A 14,823-nucleotide genomic window follows, 5' to 3' on the forward strand; every position below is an offset into this window, starting at 1 on the left:
TCGAAGCCATGAAAATGGAACAGCCCCTCAACGCCCACCGCTCCGGCACCATCAAAAGCCTCACCGCCGAAATCGGCGCCTCCCTCACCTCCGGCGCCCCCATCTGCGACATCAAGGACTGACCCCGACACCAGAAAGCGCCCGGCCCCTGTTCACAGGGTGCCGGGCGCTTCTGCGTCACCGCCCATCGGCACGCCTGTCCGCACCCGAGCCGACACGACCCGCACCCGCCCTCCCACAGAAGGGGCCGTGCCGGTACATCACATGCCCGTTGCAGGTCGGGCAGACAACCCCGTCCACCCCCTCACCAACCCGCACGCCCGACATGCAACGGGCGGATGCACCGGCGCGGCCCCGACCCACCCACCGGGCCAAGGCATTCCCACGAGGCCCCCAGGCACAGGCACCCCCGGGCACAGGCACCCCCGGTCAAGGCGCCCCCGGGGCGCAGGCACCCCGGGCGCAGGCACCCCGGTCAAGGCGCCCCGCCAGAATCCGTCAGCGACGACGTAAATCGGCCACCCGAGCCCGCTCCCCCGGAGCCTGCTCCCCCAGCACGGTCGCGCTCCGCAACTGCGCCCCCGGCACCTGCCCCCGCCGCGGCCCGGGCAACGGCATGTCCCGGCGTGACTGACGCCCCGCCGGGCCCGGATCACCCCCCGCGCCACCCCCGCCGTTCGTGGAGGACGCCGAGGACGCCGACCCGGCCACCGCGATCTGCACCCCCTGGTCGGCCAGGGCCTGCAACTCCGTGGCCGCCCGGTCGTCGTGCGCCGGCGGCTCGTCGGTCACCAGCCGGGTGATCAGCTCCGTCGGCACGGTCTGGAACATCGTGTCCGTGCCGAGCTTGGTGTGATCGGCGAGGACCACGACCTCCCCGGCCGCCTGCACGAGCGCGCGGTCGACGGACGCCGACAGCATGTTGGACGTCGACAGCCCGCGCTCGGCGGTCAGACCGCTCCCCGAGAGGAAGGCCCGCGACACCCGGAGCCCCTGGAGGGACTGCTCGGCCCCGCTGCCGACGAGGGCGTAGTTGGAACCCCGCAGGGTGCCGCCGGTCATCACGACCTCCACGCGGTTGGCATGGGCCAGCGCCTGGGCCACCAGCAGCGAGTTGGTGACGACGGTCAGACCGGGCACCCGGGCGAGCCGGCGGGCCAGCTCCTGGGTGGTGGTTCCCGCCCCCACCACGATGGCCTCGCCCTCTTCGACGAGACCCGCGGCGAGATCGGCGATGGCCGTCTTCTCGGCGGTCGCGAGATGCGATTTCTGCGGAAAGCCGGACTCCCGCGTGAACCCGCCCGGCAATACCGCACCGCCGTGCCGGCGGTCGAGGAGTCCTTCTGCCTCCAGTGCGCGCACGTCCCGCCGTACGGTCACTTCGGAGGTCTGGACGACGCGGGCGAGCTCACGGAGCGACACGGCCCCGTTCGCTCGCACCATTTCGAGGATCAATTGGCGACGTTCTGCAGCGAACACGAAACTGACAGTAACCCCAACGACCGTCTGCTTTCAGCAGTTTGCGCCGAATAGCAGAAGTTGTTCGCACAGCAGGACAAGGAGTGGTATACGCGCCACTCCGGCCCGTCACCCGTCGTTCACCTTCGCCCGCCCGTGTCCGCCCCCGCCCGTGTCCGCCCCCGGCCGGACCGCGTCCGGGGCGGACGCCCCGTGTCCGCCCCCGGCGCCCGCGCCAGCCGGCGTCAGCCCTCGTCCGCACTCTTCCGGGTGTGCAACTGCCGGGCCACTTCGGCGATCGACCCCGACAGGGACGGATACACCGTGAACGCCTTCGCCACCTGTTCGACGGTCAGGTTGTTGTCGACCGCGAGCGAGATCGGGTGGATGAGCTCCGACGCGCGCGGCGCGACGACGACACCGCCGACCACGATCCCCGTACCCGGCCGGCAGAAGATCTTGACGAAACCGTCGCGGATGCCCTGCATCTTGGCGCGGGGGTTGCGCAGCAGCGGCAGCTTGACGAAGCGCGCGTCGATCTTGCCGCCGTCGACGTCGGCCTGGGTGTACCCGACGGTCGCGATCTCGGGGTCGGTGAAGACGTTCGACGACACCGTCTTCAGGTTCAGCGGGGTGACCGCGTCACCGAGGAAGTGGTACATCGCGATGCGGCCCTGCATGGCGGCCACGGAGGCGAGGGCGAAGACCCCGGTCACGTCCCCGGCGGCGTAGACACCGGGAGCAGTCGTCCGGGACACCTTGTCGGTCCAGATGTGCCCGGACTCCTTGACCTTGACCCCGGCCTCCTCGAGCCCCATGCCGGTGGAGTTCGGGACGGCGCCGACGGCCATCAGACAGTGCGACCCGGTGATGACCCGTCCGTCGGCGAGCGTGACCTCGACCCGGTCGCCCACCCGCTTGGCGGCCTGCGCGCGCGAACGGGCCATGACGTTCATGCCGCGGCGCCGGAAGACGTCCTCCAGCACGGCCGCGGCGTCCGGGTCCTCGCCCGGCAGCACGCGATCACGGCTGGAAACGAGCGTGACGCGTGACCCGAGCGCCTGATAGGCGCCGGCGAACTCGGCACCGGTGACACCGGAGCCGACCACGATGAGCTCCTCGGGAAGCTCGTCGAGGTCGTAGACCTGGGTCCAGTTCAGGATCCGCTCCCCGTCCGGCTGCGCGTCGGGCAGCTCACGGGGGTGCCCGCCGGTCGCGATGAGCACCGCGTCCGCGACGAGGGTCTCCTCGCTCCCGTCGACGGCCCGTACGACGACCTTGCGCGAGCCGTCCATGGCCTGCTGCCCGTCGAGGCGACCGCGACCGCGCAGCACGCGTGCCCCGGCCCTGGTCACGGAGGCGGTGATGTCGTGGGACTGGGCGAGGGCGAGCCGCTTCACCCGGCGGTTGACCTTGCCGAGGTCGACCCCCACCACCCGGGCGGCCTGCTCCAGCGGCGGGGTGTCGTCGGCGACGATGATGCCGAGTTCCTCGTACGACGAGTCGAAGGTGGTCATCACCTCGGCCGTCGCGATAAGGGTCTTCGACGGCACGCAGTCGGTGAGCACCGACGCCCCGCCCAGACCGTCGCAGTCGACGACGGTCACCTCCGCGCCGAGTTGGGCGGCCACCAGGGCCGCCTCGTATCCGCCGGGTCCGCCACCGATGATCACGATCCGAGTCACGTACTCCATTGTCCCGCACGCGCCAAGGTGCTTCCGCCCGGGGGCCGCCGTCCGTGCATTCGAGGGACTTCTGTTACACGGGAGGTCGGTCGTCGCTGCCGTACCCTCGACCCCATGTCGCTCTACGCCGCGTACGCCGGCAATCTCGACCCGCGGCTGATGACGCGCCGCGCCCCGCACTCGCCGCTGCGCGCCACCGGCTGGCTGAACGGCTGGCGGCTGACTTTCGCCGGTGAGCACATGGGCTGGGAGGGCGCGCTGGCGACGATCGTCGAGGCACCGCGTTCCCAGGTGTTCGTGGCGCTGTACGACGTCGCGCCGCTGGACGAGGACTCGATGGACCGCTGGGAGGGCGTCGGCCTCGACATATACCGCCGTATGCGCGTGCGGGTGCACACCCTGGAGGGCGAGGAACCCGCGTGGGTGTACGTGCTGAACGGGTATGAGGGCGGACTGCCGTCGGCCAGGTACCTGGGTGAGATCGCCGACGCGGCGGAGTCGGCCGGCGCGCCGCACGACTACGTCATGGAACTCCGCAAGCGCCCCTGCTGAGCGCCTGCGCCGGGGCGGTCGGGCCCTGTGCCCAAGGCGCTCCGCGGCATCGCCGCCGCCCCTCGTCCCTCCGTTCGCCGGAAACGACAAGACAACGATCGCAGGACCGTGAGCTCTGTCATCTACGCGCGTAGGCCCGGACCGGCTACCCTCATGCGCGTGAACGCATCTCTTCTTCCGGACGACATCCAGGGCGACCCCTACGCCGCCGCCGACGCCGCCGCCGCGCGCCTGCGCGAACTGACGGGCGCCGAGACCCACGACGTCGCCCTCGTGATGGGCTCCGGCTGGGCTCCGGCCGTGGACGCCCTCGGCGTCCCCGAGGCCGAGTTCCAGGTCACCGAGCTGCCCGGCTTCCCGCCGCCGGTGGTCGAGGGACACGGCGGCAAGATCCGCTCGTACCGCATCGGCGGCAAGCGGGCGCTGGTCTTCCTGGGCCGCACGCACTACTACGAGGGCCGCGGCGTCGCCGCCGTCGCACACGGCGTCAGGACCGCCGTGGCCGCCGGCTGCAAGACCATCGTGCTCACCAACGGCTGCGGCGGCCTGCGCGAGGGCATGCGCCCCGGCCAGCCGGTCCTCATCAGCGACCACCTCAACCTGACGGCCACCTCGCCGATCGTCGGCGCGAACTTCGTGGACCTCACCGACCTGTACTCGCCGCGGCTGCGCGCCCTGTGCAAGGAGGTCGACGCCAGCCTGGAGGAGGGCGTCTACGCCCAGTTCCCCGGCCCGCACTACGAGACGCCTGCCGAGATCCGGATGGCCCGCGTCATCGGCGCGGACCTGGTCGGCATGTCGACCGTCCTCGAGGCGATCGCCGCGCGTGAGGCGGGTGCGGAGGTGCTCGGCATCTCCCTCGTCACCAACCTCGCCGCCGGGATGACGGGCGAGCCCCTCAACCACGAGGAGGTCCTCCAGGCAGGCCGCGACTCCGCCGCCCGCATGGGCGCGCTCCTCACCCGGGTGCTGGACCGCATCTGACCCCCGCGGCGCCGCCCCGGCCCCGTCCGAGTCGAGGCCGTCCGGGCCGGACGGGACGGACGGGCCGGACGGGGCCCGGCGAGTGAGCGCTAGGGGAACAGTGGCTCCCCGGGGTACAAGGCAACGTACGACGCAGACGAAGACGAGAGGTTGACCCCACGTGCAGGACGAACTCATCGCACGGGCCGAGGCATGGCTGGCCGAGGACCCCGACGCGGAGACCCGCGAGGAACTCGCCAAGCTCATCGAGGTTGGGGACGTCACCGAGCTCGCCGCACGCTTCGGCGGCACCCTCCAGTTCGGCACCGCCGGCCTGCGGGGCGAGCTCGGCGCGGGTCCGATGCGCATGAACCGCTCCGTGGTCATCCGGGCGGCCGCGGGCCTCGCCGCGTACCTGAAGGCGCAGGGCAGCACCGACGGCCTCGTCGTCATCGGCTACGACGCCCGCCACAAGTCCGCCGACTTCGCCCGCGACACCGCGGCCGTGATGACGGGCGCGGGCCTGCGGGCCGCCGTGCTCCCCCGGCCGCTGCCCACGCCCGTCCTGGCCTTCGCCATACGGCACCTCGGGGCGGTCGCGGGTGTGGAGGTCACCGCCAGCCACAACCCGCCGCGCGACAACGGCTACAAGGTCTACCTGGGCGACGGTTCGCAGATCGTCCCGCCGGCCGACGCGCAGATCGCGGCCCGGATCGACGCCGTGCGCTCCCTGGCCGACGTGCCGCGCCCGGACAGCGGCTGGGAGACCCTCGACGACAGCGTCCTGGACGCCTACCTGGCCCGTACGGACGCCGTACTCGCGCCCGGCTCACCGCGCACGGCCCGCACCGTCTACACGGCGATGCACGGCGTCGGCAAGGAGACCCTGCTGGGCGCCTTCGCCCGGGCCGGCTTCCCGGAGCCCGTACTCGTCGCCGAGCAGGCGGAACCCGATCCGGACTTCCCGACGGTCGCGTTCCCGAACCCGGAGGAGCCGGGCGCGATGGACCTGGCCTTCGCGAAGGCGCGCGAGAGCGAGCCGGACCTGATCATCGCGAACGACCCGGACGCCGACCGCTGTGCCGTGGCCGTCAAGGACGGCGCCGACTGGCGCATGCTCCGGGGCGACGAGGTCGGCGCGCTGCTCGCCGAGCACCTGGTCCGCAGGGGCGTGCGCGGCACGTTCGCCGAGTCGATCGTGTCGTCCTCGCTCCTCGGCCGGATCGCCGAGAAGGCGGGCGTCCGGTACGAGGAGACGCTGACCGGCTTCAAGTGGATCGCCCGCGTCGAGGACCTGCGGTACGGGTACGAGGAGGCGCTGGGCTACTGCGTCGACCCCGAGGGCGTACGCGACAAGGACGGCATCACAGCCGCCCTCGCCGTCACGGAGCTGGCCTCCGAGCTCAAGGAGCGGGGCCGCACGCTGCTCGACCTCCTCGACGACATCGCCGTCGAGTACGGTCTGCACGCCACCGACCAGCTCTCCGTCCGGGTGGAGGACCTCTCGGTCATCGCGAGCGCGATGCGGCGCCTGCGTGAACAGCCGCCGACGCGGCTCGCGGGCCTGACGGTCGAGACGGCCGAGGACCTGACGCGGGGCACGGCGGCGCTCCCGCCGACGGACGGACTGCGGTACACGCTGGACGGGGCCCGGGTGATCGTCCGCCCGAGCGGCACGGAGCCGAAGCTGAAGTGCTACCTGGAGGTCGTGGTGCCGGTCGCCGGCCACGCCGACCTGCCCGAGGCGCGCACCAGGGCGACCGGCCTGCTGGCGATGATCAAGCAGGACCTGTCGGCTGCGGCCGGCATCTGAGTCACCGCCCCGCACGACGGCGCGAAGCCCCGGCCCCGGACCATCCGGGCCGGGGCTTCGCCCACTCCGCGACGGCACCCGGTGACCCGATCCGAGCGGGCTCTAAGAAAGCAGGAAGACCACCACCGCCGCCCAGGCCGCCGCGAGGAACACGCTCAGAGGCCAGAGCCGTCGCCCCCGCTGCCGTTCGCCGCACGTGCCGGCCGGCCGCAGCGCGGGGTCGTGCCACATGGCGGTGATCTCGGCGGCCGCCCTCTCGTACGGGTGAATCCGGCCCAGCCGGCGTTCCAGCCACGGCAGCCGCGGGCCGTGGACCGTCCACCCGGGGAAGGACGCCCGGTGGCTGTCCACCCTCAGCACGGTCTCCCGGCACTGGACCACCCGGATGTGGTCCCAGGCGACGTACTGGACGCGGCGCAGTCCGCTGAGCCACAGCCCTGAGCTGTCGGCGGTGATGCGCCAGGCGAGCTTGCGGGGCAGCGACAGCACGCCCACCAGGCCGATCAGCGCACCGAGGACGTAGCGCCAGAGGCCGTCCTGGCCGAGGAGGACGCAGCAGCCGAGCAGCACGAGACCGACGGCGCCGAGGCGGTCCCACCACCCCGCGCTCCAGCGCCGTACCGGTACCGGTACGGAGTCCGGGGTTGCCACGGCCGCGGCCGCCGCCGTGCGCCGCTCCTCGTCCTGCGCGTCGCGGGCCGCGGACCGCCTCAGCGCGGCGGACCGGCGCCGTGCGGCACCCTCCGACAGCGGGCGCACCGGGCCCGTCGACCAGGCCACGGACGGCGGCTCGTCCGGTTCCTCCCCGGCGGCGACGAGGAGGATCTCGGCGCCGTCGCAGGGCACCCCGTGCAGGACGGCCTCGCGCAGGGGACCCGGGACGTCGAGACCGTCGAGGAGGTCCTCCAGCCGTTCGGCCTCGTCCTCGTCGTCCTCGTCGTCCTCGTCCTCGTCGTCGTCGGGCAGTTCGCGCAGGGCGACGGTGAACAGCGGCCTTCGTGCCTGCGGATCGTCCGCGGCGAAGACGTCCGTGTCCCCGGTGCCGTCGTCGCGCACGAGCACGCGCAGTACCGGTATCGGGGAGTCGCGCAGCGCGGCGGTCCGGCTCCGGCCCAGGCGGCCGGAGAGGAACGTCGTCAGCCCCAGAGCGACGGCGTACCAGCCGGCCGTGCGGGACAGCCGGGGGTCGTCGACGAGGTCCCAGACGTCCGCCGTCGCCGCTACGACACCGCCGAGCGCCGCCAGGAGGAGCCCGGCGGCGATGAGGAACTTCCCGCGCTCCAGCGGCCAGTCCTTGTCCGGCCGCGGCGCCGTCACGCCGCCGGCCGCGGCCAGCGCCGCCGCGCGCTGGCCCGCCCGGGCCCGCAGCCGTACGACGGCCGCCACGCAGGTCAGCGCCAGCACCGCGAGCAGCGGCCCGGTCACCGCCCAGGCCGGCCGGGGCTGCTGCGTGAGCACGACGACGGCGAGCACGGGAGCAGCGACCGGTACGACCTCGGGCCGCACCGCCACCCAGACGACGTGGCAGGCGAGCAGCGCGACGACGTAGGAGCGGGCGTCCGCGAGCGGAGGCAGGAAGCAGCCCGCGACCAGGACGAGGACGCTCGGTGTCAGGTGGAAGCGCGCCAGGACCCGCGACGGCACCCAGCGCGGGGGCAGGGCCCGCGTCCAGCGGCGGGCCTGCTCGCCGTCCCAGTCACGGCAGCCGTCGGGAAGGGCGGACGCGGGCAGCCGCGCGGGCTCCTCGAGATGCGTGTTCATCGTCTCCCAGACGCTCCGCTCGCGGGCTCGGTTGCCCGCGGACACGGGCCGGTGCGGTACGACCGCCCGCCCCCTTTCAGGGACGCGGCCACCGGGACGCACGCCTGCGAGCGGGTGCACGAACACCGTTCGGCCGCCGCCCGTACGCGCCCCGGAAACCGTCCCCGCAGCACATCACGGCACCCGCCCCGCCAGGAGCGGACGGCCGTCACCCCATCGCCACCAGGATGGCGAGCAGCACCGCCCCCGCGATCGCCGGGGCGATCACCTCGTACGCCCACCGCACGCCGACCTCGCCCTGGGCGCTCTGCGCGGCTCCCCGGTCCTCGGCGAGTACCCGGAGGTCGTCCATGATCTGGTCGGCCTGCGCACGGACCGGCTCGGCCGTGACGGCGGACGTGCGGCCGCTGGTGTCCGCGGCGGCGTTGCGGGTCTGCCGCCTGGCGGCCCGCTTGCGGGCGCGCAGGGAGACGGGCACGGCCCACAGCTGGTACTTGGTGCCGGACGTGTCGACGACCTCGTTGGAGTAACCGGAGCGCAGCGAGCCGACGGTGCCCCAGGGCAGCACGATCACCCGGAACGGGTTGCGCACCCGCAGCCGGTCCTGGTTCGCGAAGACGGCGGGGCGCAGCGTGAAGGCGACCACCAGCGGGACGAGCAGGATCAGCGAGGCGAGCGCCAGCCAGGGCGCGCGCCCGTGCCCGGTGATCAGCGCGTCGACGCCGAGCCAGCCGGCGATGGCGAGCAGGAGCACGCCGCCCGCGATACCCGCGGCCGACCGGTGGATCCGGTCGCTCGGCTCTGGGTGCGCGGCGTCCGGTGCGGGAGACTGGTGGTCCGGGGTCGTCATGGCCCCGATTGTGCCCGACAGTGGCGGCCGCGCCCGTCCCCGGTGGCCGAGGTCACTTCGACCCCGTGGGGTGTACAGCCGCTACGCGCGTAGATATGCTCAGGTCGTGACCATGCCCACCACTGCATCCGCTGCTCATGCACTCACGGACGTCGCCGCGTCCGACAGCACGCTGCGCCGCTTCCTCCACGGGCTGCCCGGCGTCGACGCGGTCGGCCTGGAGGCGCGTGCCGCCTCCCTCGGCACCCGCTCCATCAAGACCACGGCGAAGGCGTACGCCATCGACCTCGCCATCTCGATGGTCGACCTGACGACGCTGGAAGGCGCGGACACCCCGGGCAAGGTCCGGGCGCTCGGCGCCAAGGCGGTCCGTCCGGACCCGACGGACCGGTCGGCCCCCAGTACCGCCGCCGTCTGCGTCTATCCCGACATGGTGGCCACCGCCAAGGAGGCCGTCGCCGGTTCCGGGGTGAAGGTCGCCTCCGTGGCGACCGCGTTCCCTGCCGGACGTGCCGCGCTCGACGTGAAGCTGGCCGACGTGCGCGACGCGGTCGCCGCGGGCGCCGACGAGATCGACATGGTCATCGACCGGGGCGCGTTCCTCGCGGGCGACTTCATGAAGGTGTACGAGGAGATCGTCGCCGTGAAGGAGGCCTCGGGCGCCGCCCGCCTGAAGGTCATCTTCGAGACCGGCGAGCTGTCGACGTACGACAACATCCGGCGGGCCTCGTGGCTCGGGATGCTGGCCGGCGCCGACTTCATCAAGACCTCGACGGGCAAGGTCGCGGTGAACGCGACGCCCGCGAACACGCTGCTCATGCTGGAGGCGGTCCGCGACTTCCGGGCGCAGACCGGCATCCAGGTCGGCGTGAAGCCCGCCGGCGGTATCCGCACCTCCAAGGACGCCATCAAGTTCCTGGTCGTGGTCAACGAGACCGCGGGCGAGGACTGGCTGGACAACCACTGGTTCCGCTTCGGCGCGTCCTCGCTCCTGAACGACCTGTTGATGCAGCGTCAGAAGCTGGCCACCGGCCGCTACTCCGGCCCCGACTACGTGACGGTGGACTGATCACCATGACCATCGAGAAGCGGTCATCCGCATTCGAGTACGCACCGGCGCCCGAGTCCCGCGCGGTCGTCGACATCGCGCCGTCCTACGGCCTGTTCATCGACGGCGAGTTCACCGAGGCCGCCGACGGCAGGGTCTTCAAGACGGTCAGCCCGTCCACCGAGGAGGTCCTCTCCGAGGTGGCGCAGGCGGGCGCCGAGGACGTCGACCGTGCCGTGAAGGCCGCCCGCCGGGCCTTCGAGAAGTGGTCCGCGCTGCCCGGCTCCGAGCGCGCCAAGTACCTCTTCCGCATCGCGCGGATCATCCAGGAGCGCAGCCGTGAGCTGGCCGTCCTGGAGACGCTGGACAACGGCAAGCCCATCCGGGAGACCCGCGACGCGGACCTCCCCCTGGTCGCCGCGCACTTCTTCTACTACGCGGGCTGGGCCGACAAGCTCGAACACGCCGGGTTCGGCCGGCGGACGACCGAGGGGCACAGCGGCGCGCACCCGCGCCCGCTCGGCGTGGCCGGCCAGATCATCCCGTGGAACTTCCCGCTGCTGATGCTCGCGTGGAAGATCGCCCCGGCGCTCGCCACCGGCAACACGGTCGTGCTGAAGCCCGCGGAGACCACCCCGCTGTCGGCCCTGTTCTTCGCGGACATCTGCCGCCAGGCGGGCCTGCCCCGGGGTGTCGTCAACATCCTCCCGGGATACGGCGACACGGGCGCCGCGCTCGTCGGGCACCCGGACGTGAACAAGGTCGCGTTCACCGGCTCGACCGCGGTCGGCAAGGCCATCGCCCGCCAGATCGCGGGCACGAAGAAGAAGGCCACCCTCGAACTGGGCGGCAAGGGCGCGAACATCGTCTTCGACGACGCCCCCGTCGACCAGGCCGTCGAGGGCATCGTCACCGGCATCTTCTTCAACCAGGGCCAGGTCTGCTGCGCGGGCTCGCGCCTCCTCGTCCAGGAGTCGATCCACGACGAGCTGCTCGACTCGCTCAAGCGGCGCCTGTCGACGCTGCGCCTCGGCGACCCGCTCGACAAGAACACGGACATCGGCGCGATCAACTCCGCCGAGCAGCTGGCGCGCATCACCACGCTCACCGAGCAGGGCGAGGCCGAGGGCGCCGAGCGCTGGTCCCCGGCCTGCGAACTGCCGTCCGCCGGCTACTGGTTCGCCCCGACGCTCTTCACGAACGTCACCCAGGCGCACACCGTCGCCCGCGACGAGATCTTCGGCCCGGTGCTGTCCGTGCTCACGTTCCGCACTCCGGACGAGGCCGTGGCGAAGGCCAACAACAGCCAGTACGGCCTGTCCGCCGGCATCTGGACGGAGAAGGGCTCCCGCATCCTCGCGGTGGCGGGCAAACTCCGCGCGGGCGTCATCTGGTCCAACACGTTCAACAAGTTCGACCCGACGTCGCCCTTCGGCGGCTACAAGGAGTCGGGCTTCGGCCGCGAGGGCGGCCGCCACGGCCTGGAGGCGTACCTCGATGTCTGATGCGCGACTGTCGGTGTTCAAGACCTACAAGCTGTACGTCGGCGGGAAGTTCCCGCGTTCCGAGAGCGGCCGGGTGTACGAGGTGACAGACCCGAAGGGCAAGTGGCTGGCCAACGCGCCGCAGTCCTCCCGCAAGGACGCCCGGGACGCCGTGGTGGCCGCCCGCAAGGCGTTCGGCGGCTGGTCGGGGGCGACCGCGTACAACCGCGGCCAGATCCTCTACCGCGTCGCGGAGATGCTGGAGGGCCGCAAGGGCCAGTTCGTCCACGAGGTGGCCGACGCCGAGGGGCTGTCGAAGTCCAGGGCGGCCGACCAGGTGGAGGCCACCATCGACCGCTGGGTCTGGTACGCGGGCTGGACCGACAAGATCGCCCAGGTGGTCGGCGGCGGCAACCCGGTGGCGGGCCCGTTCTTCAACCTGTCCACGCCGGAACCGACGGGCGTGGTGGCGGTCCTGGCGCCCCAGCAGTCGTCGTTCCTCGGCCTGGTCTCCGTCATCGCCCCGGTCATCGCGACGGGCAACACCGCCGTCGTCGTCGCCTCCGAGAAGTCGCCGCTGCCGGCGCTCTCCCTCGGTGAGGTGCTGGCCACCTCCGACCTGCCCGGCGGTGTGGTCAACATCCTCTCCGGCCGGACGGCGGAGATCGCCGCGCCGCTGGCCGCGCACCAGGACGTCAACGCGATCGACCTGGCGGGCGCCGACGAGGCGCTGGCGAAGGAGCTGGAGGTCGCCGCCGCGGACAACCTGAAGCGCGTCCTGCGTCCACAGCCTGTGGATTACGCGCGGACGCCGGGCATCGAGCGGCTCACGGCGTTCCTGGAGACCAAGACGGTCTGGCACCCGACGGGTTCACTGGGCGCGTCCGGCTCCTCGTACTGAGCCGCCACCGGGCCGGGGCCGGCACGGCCCCGGGACCCCGGCTCCCGCCCCCGGGGTCCCTCCTGCCGGAGAGCCGCGCTTCCCCTCCGTCCGGGGGGAGCGCGGCTCTCCTCCTGTCAGTGCAGCAGTCCGGTCACCTGCCCGACCACCGGGATGCTGCCCACCGACGGCGCCTGCGCCACCGGCCCCGTCAGCGCCGTCGAGGACAGCGGCCGGAAGTCGCCCAGCTGGGTGCCGACGCCGTTGTCGAGCGGGTCGACGCCCGTGCCGGCGAGCGGGTTGGGCTTCAGTCCCTCGACGGGACCCGTGACGTACTGGACCATCCCGGTCGCCGACGCCAGCCCCGCCTGGGGATCGACGTTGCCGAGCGAGGTGGGCCGGGTGTGCGCCACCCCGAGAACGTCCTGGGTCTCCGCGGCGGCCGTGGAGGCCCCCGCCCCGAGCGCCGCACCCGCCGTCGCGAGGGCCACCAGGGCGCGCCGGGCGGTCGGGGTGTTCAGGAGTGCGTGTCGAGCCATGGCTGGTGCCGCCTTCTGGTGCTCAAGGTAATCGGGTCGACACGTAGGGTAGTTGAGGTGTGATGTGCGCTCCAACGCCGACCCGCGGGGTCCGCCGGGGGCGCCCGATGCCTCACACTGGACTCTCGTGAGTTCCCATCCGCCCATACCCGCCCGGGTCGTGCTGCTCTCCGGCCCGTCCGGCTCCGGCAAGTCCCTCCTCGCCGCCCGTTCGGGCCTGCCCGTGCTGCGGCTCGACGACTTCTACAAGGAGGGCACGGACCCGACCCTGCCCCAGGTGGAGGGGAGTTCCGACATCGACTGGGACCACCCGCTGTCCTGGGACGCGGACACCGCGGTCGCCGCCATCACGGAGCTGTGCCGCACGGGCCGTACGACCGTCCCCGTGTACGACCTCTCGCTGAGCGCCCGCACCGGCACGGAGACGCTCCACATCGACCGGACCCCGCTGTTCATCGCCGAGGGCATCTTCGCCGCCGAGATCGTCGGGCGCTGCCGCGAACTCGGCGTCCTGGCCGACGCCCTGTGCCTGACCCGGGGCCCCCTCACCACCTTCCGCCGGCGCTTCCTGCGCGATCTCAGGGAGGGCCGCAAGTCCGTGCCTTTCCTGCTGCGCCGCGGCTGGCGGCTGATGCGCGCCGAGCGGACTATCGTGGCCCGGCAGACGTCACTGGGCGCGTACGCGTGCGACCGCGACGAGGCGCTGGGGCGGCTGGCGGGCGCGGCGGCGGGCCGTTGCGCGGACGCCAGGAGCCCGGCGTAGCCCCTTCCCGCGCACACGAAAGCGGGACCGGAAGGACCCCCCGGCCCTCCAGTCCCGCTCTTCCGTGCTCCCCCGTGCTTTCCCCCGTGGTCCCCCGTGACCACAGCGGCTCCCCCCGGAACCGCTCCCCCGTGGTCCCCCCTCTGCCTTCAGGCGACTAGCTCGCCGAAGGACTCCTCCTCGTCACGGCCGAAGCTGAGGACCTCGTCCTCACGCAGCCGGCGGAGCGACCGCCAGATGCTGGACTTCACCGTGCCGACACTGATGTCGAGGATCTCCGCGATCTCCGGGTCCGTGCGGCCCTCGTAGTACCGCAGGACCAGCATGGTGCGCTGGAGTTCGGGCAGCCGGGTGAGCGCCTGCCACAGCACGGCGCGCAGTTCGGTGCCGCGCATCGCGTCCGTGTCACCGGCGGTCTCCGGCAGTTCCTCGGTCGGGTACTCGTTCAGCTTGCGACGACGCCAGGCACTGATGTGCAGGTTGGTCATCGTCCGCCGCAGGTATCCCCCCACCGCGGCCTTGTCACTGATCCGGTCCCACGCCCGGTAGGTCGAGAACAGCGCGCTCTGCAGCAGGTCCTCGGCCTCGAAGCGGTCACCGGTCAGGTGGTAGGCGGTTGCGTACAGGGAGGCGCGGCGCTCCTGGACGTAGGCGGTGAACTCCGCCTCCGACACCGAGCGACGCTCCCCCGTGTCCTCCCCGTACGCGGCTCCCCCGTGAGCCTCCCCGCCGGCGGCGACGGCGTCCGCCGCCGTGGTTCCCCCCGTGAACGCGTCGACCACCGTCATGTACGCGGTGTGCTGACGCCCGGCGTTGCGAGCGCAGCCCCGGCCTCCCCCGGTGCTCCTGCTGACGTCGTGAAGACGCGTGACCACTGCGCTCGTGCTGGTGCTGTGCAGCGTGTTCATCTCGCGCCCCCCGTCGTGGAGTCCCGGTTCCCTGCCTGCCGTGCTCGTGTCGAAAACTTTGCCGCGGTCACTTCATGGCGGTGTCCGCCGACTGTCACAGGCCTGTCACAGGGGTCGTC

The 14,823-nt window shown here is 72.6% G+C and carries 14 protein-coding genes; 8 read left to right on the forward strand and 6 right to left on the reverse strand.

From position 1 onward, the window contains the following. A partial coding sequence (locus tag AC0ZLC_RS26235) for an acyl-CoA carboxylase biotin carboxyl carrier protein subunit (RefSeq protein WP_476754519.1) occupies positions 1-122 on the forward strand: 122 nt, incomplete at its 5' end. A gap of 376 nt (positions 123-498) precedes the next feature. Here the strand turns inward: AC0ZLC_RS26235 and AC0ZLC_RS26240 are convergent. Continuing rightward, positions 499-1,479: a DeoR/GlpR family DNA-binding transcription regulator gene (locus tag AC0ZLC_RS26240; protein WP_476754425.1), complete on the reverse strand. Its 981-nt coding sequence runs from the start codon at positions 1,477-1,479 to the stop codon at positions 499-501. A gap of 224 nt (positions 1,480-1,703) precedes the next feature. Then, the gene (locus AC0ZLC_RS26245; protein WP_476754426.1) at positions 1,704-3,152 is read right to left on the reverse strand and encodes an NAD(P)H-quinone dehydrogenase; all 1,449 of its coding nucleotides are present in this window, start codon (positions 3,150-3,152) and stop codon (positions 1,704-1,706) included. Positions 3,153-3,257: 105 nt separating this feature from the next. On the opposite strand from AC0ZLC_RS26245, the gene AC0ZLC_RS26250 reads away from it, so the two are divergent. From AC0ZLC_RS26250 to AC0ZLC_RS26260, 3 genes are all read left to right on the forward strand, one after another. Then, positions 3,258-3,695, forward strand: coding sequence for a gamma-glutamylcyclotransferase family protein (locus AC0ZLC_RS26250; RefSeq protein WP_121405665.1), 438 nt, complete (start codon positions 3,258-3,260; stop codon positions 3,693-3,695). A gap of 159 nt (positions 3,696-3,854) precedes the next feature. Then, positions 3,855-4,679 (forward strand): purine-nucleoside phosphorylase, encoded by an 825-nt coding sequence (locus AC0ZLC_RS26255; protein ID WP_358854923.1) that lies wholly within the window; start codon positions 3,855-3,857, stop codon positions 4,677-4,679. A gap of 160 nt (positions 4,680-4,839) precedes the next feature. Then, complete coding sequence (locus tag AC0ZLC_RS26260; protein WP_476754427.1) at positions 4,840-6,471, forward strand: phospho-sugar mutase; 1,632 nt, start codon at positions 4,840-4,842, stop codon at positions 6,469-6,471. Between the two features lie 102 nt (positions 6,472-6,573). On the opposite strand, the gene AC0ZLC_RS26265 is transcribed toward AC0ZLC_RS26260, so the two are convergent. Continuing rightward, positions 6,574-8,232, reverse strand: coding sequence for a hypothetical protein (locus tag AC0ZLC_RS26265; protein WP_476754428.1), 1,659 nt, complete (start codon positions 8,230-8,232; stop codon positions 6,574-6,576). Positions 8,233-8,440: 208 nt separating this feature from the next. Further along, positions 8,441-9,082, reverse strand: a complete 642-nt coding sequence (locus AC0ZLC_RS26270; protein WP_476754429.1) for a PH domain-containing protein — start codon at positions 9,080-9,082, stop codon at positions 8,441-8,443. Between the two features lie 112 nt (positions 9,083-9,194). Here AC0ZLC_RS26270 and deoC point away from each other — a divergent pair, with 112 nt between their 5' ends. The 3 genes from deoC to AC0ZLC_RS26285 are packed head-to-tail and all read left to right on the forward strand — an operon-like array spanning position 9,195 to position 12,515. Beyond that, on the forward strand, positions 9,195-10,151 hold the full coding sequence (gene deoC, locus AC0ZLC_RS26275; protein WP_476754520.1) for a deoxyribose-phosphate aldolase: 957 nt from the start codon (positions 9,195-9,197) through the stop codon (positions 10,149-10,151). A 5-nt stretch (positions 10,152-10,156) separates the two neighbouring features. Then, positions 10,157-11,635, forward strand: coding sequence for an aldehyde dehydrogenase family protein (locus AC0ZLC_RS26280; RefSeq protein WP_476754430.1), 1,479 nt, complete (start codon positions 10,157-10,159; stop codon positions 11,633-11,635). Next, the gene (locus tag AC0ZLC_RS26285) at positions 11,628-12,515 is read left to right on the forward strand and encodes an aldehyde dehydrogenase family protein (protein WP_476754431.1); all 888 of its coding nucleotides are present in this window, start codon (positions 11,628-11,630) and stop codon (positions 12,513-12,515) included. Before AC0ZLC_RS26280 ends, AC0ZLC_RS26285 begins: the two co-directional genes overlap by 8 nt. 116 nt (positions 12,516-12,631) lie before the next feature. On the opposite strand, the gene AC0ZLC_RS26290 is transcribed toward AC0ZLC_RS26285, so the two are convergent. Continuing rightward, entirely contained in the window at positions 12,632-13,033 is a 402-nt protein-coding gene (locus tag AC0ZLC_RS26290) for a hypothetical protein (RefSeq protein ID WP_476754432.1), read from the reverse strand. A gap of 127 nt (positions 13,034-13,160) precedes the next feature. Between AC0ZLC_RS26290 and AC0ZLC_RS26295 the strand changes: the two genes are divergently transcribed. Further along, on the forward strand, positions 13,161-13,796 hold the full coding sequence (locus tag AC0ZLC_RS26295) for a uridine kinase family protein (protein ID WP_476754433.1): 636 nt from the start codon (positions 13,161-13,163) through the stop codon (positions 13,794-13,796). Positions 13,797-13,945: 149 nt separating this feature from the next. Here AC0ZLC_RS26295 and AC0ZLC_RS26300 read toward each other — a convergent pair whose 3' ends face one another. Further along, complete coding sequence (locus tag AC0ZLC_RS26300) at positions 13,946-14,704, reverse strand: SigE family RNA polymerase sigma factor (protein WP_476754434.1); 759 nt, start codon at positions 14,702-14,704, stop codon at positions 13,946-13,948. Between the last annotated feature and the right edge of the window lie 119 nt (positions 14,705-14,823).

The organism is Streptomyces sp. GLSS-08 (genome assembly GCF_056387915.1).

Excerpts from the sequence above, each read along its gene's own strand:
- AC0ZLC_RS26280 (WP_476754430.1), top strand. The coding sequence starts at position 10,157 with ATGACCATCGAGAAGCGGTCATCCGCATTCGAGTACGCACCGGCGCCC.
- AC0ZLC_RS26290 (WP_476754432.1), bottom strand. The coding sequence starts at position 13,033 with ATGGCTCGACACGCACTCCTGAACACCCCGACCGCCCGGCGCGCCCTG.
- AC0ZLC_RS26265 (WP_476754428.1), bottom strand. The coding sequence starts at position 8,232 with ATGAACACGCATCTCGAGGAGCCCGCGCGGCTGCCCGCGTCCGCCCTT.
- AC0ZLC_RS26245 (WP_476754426.1), bottom strand. The coding sequence starts at position 3,152 with ATGGAGTACGTGACTCGGATCGTGATCATCGGTGGCGGACCCGGCGGA.
- AC0ZLC_RS26300 (WP_476754434.1), bottom strand. The coding sequence starts at position 14,704 with ATGAACACGCTGCACAGCACCAGCACGAGCGCAGTGGTCACGCGTCTT.
- AC0ZLC_RS26270 (WP_476754429.1), bottom strand. The coding sequence starts at position 9,082 with ATGACGACCCCGGACCACCAGTCTCCCGCACCGGACGCCGCGCACCCA.
- AC0ZLC_RS26250 (WP_121405665.1), top strand. The coding sequence starts at position 3,258 with ATGTCGCTCTACGCCGCGTACGCCGGCAATCTCGACCCGCGGCTGATG.
- AC0ZLC_RS26285 (WP_476754431.1), top strand. The coding sequence starts at position 11,628 with ATGTCTGATGCGCGACTGTCGGTGTTCAAGACCTACAAGCTGTACGTC.
- deoC (WP_476754520.1), top strand. The coding sequence starts at position 9,195 with ATGCCCACCACTGCATCCGCTGCTCATGCACTCACGGACGTCGCCGCG.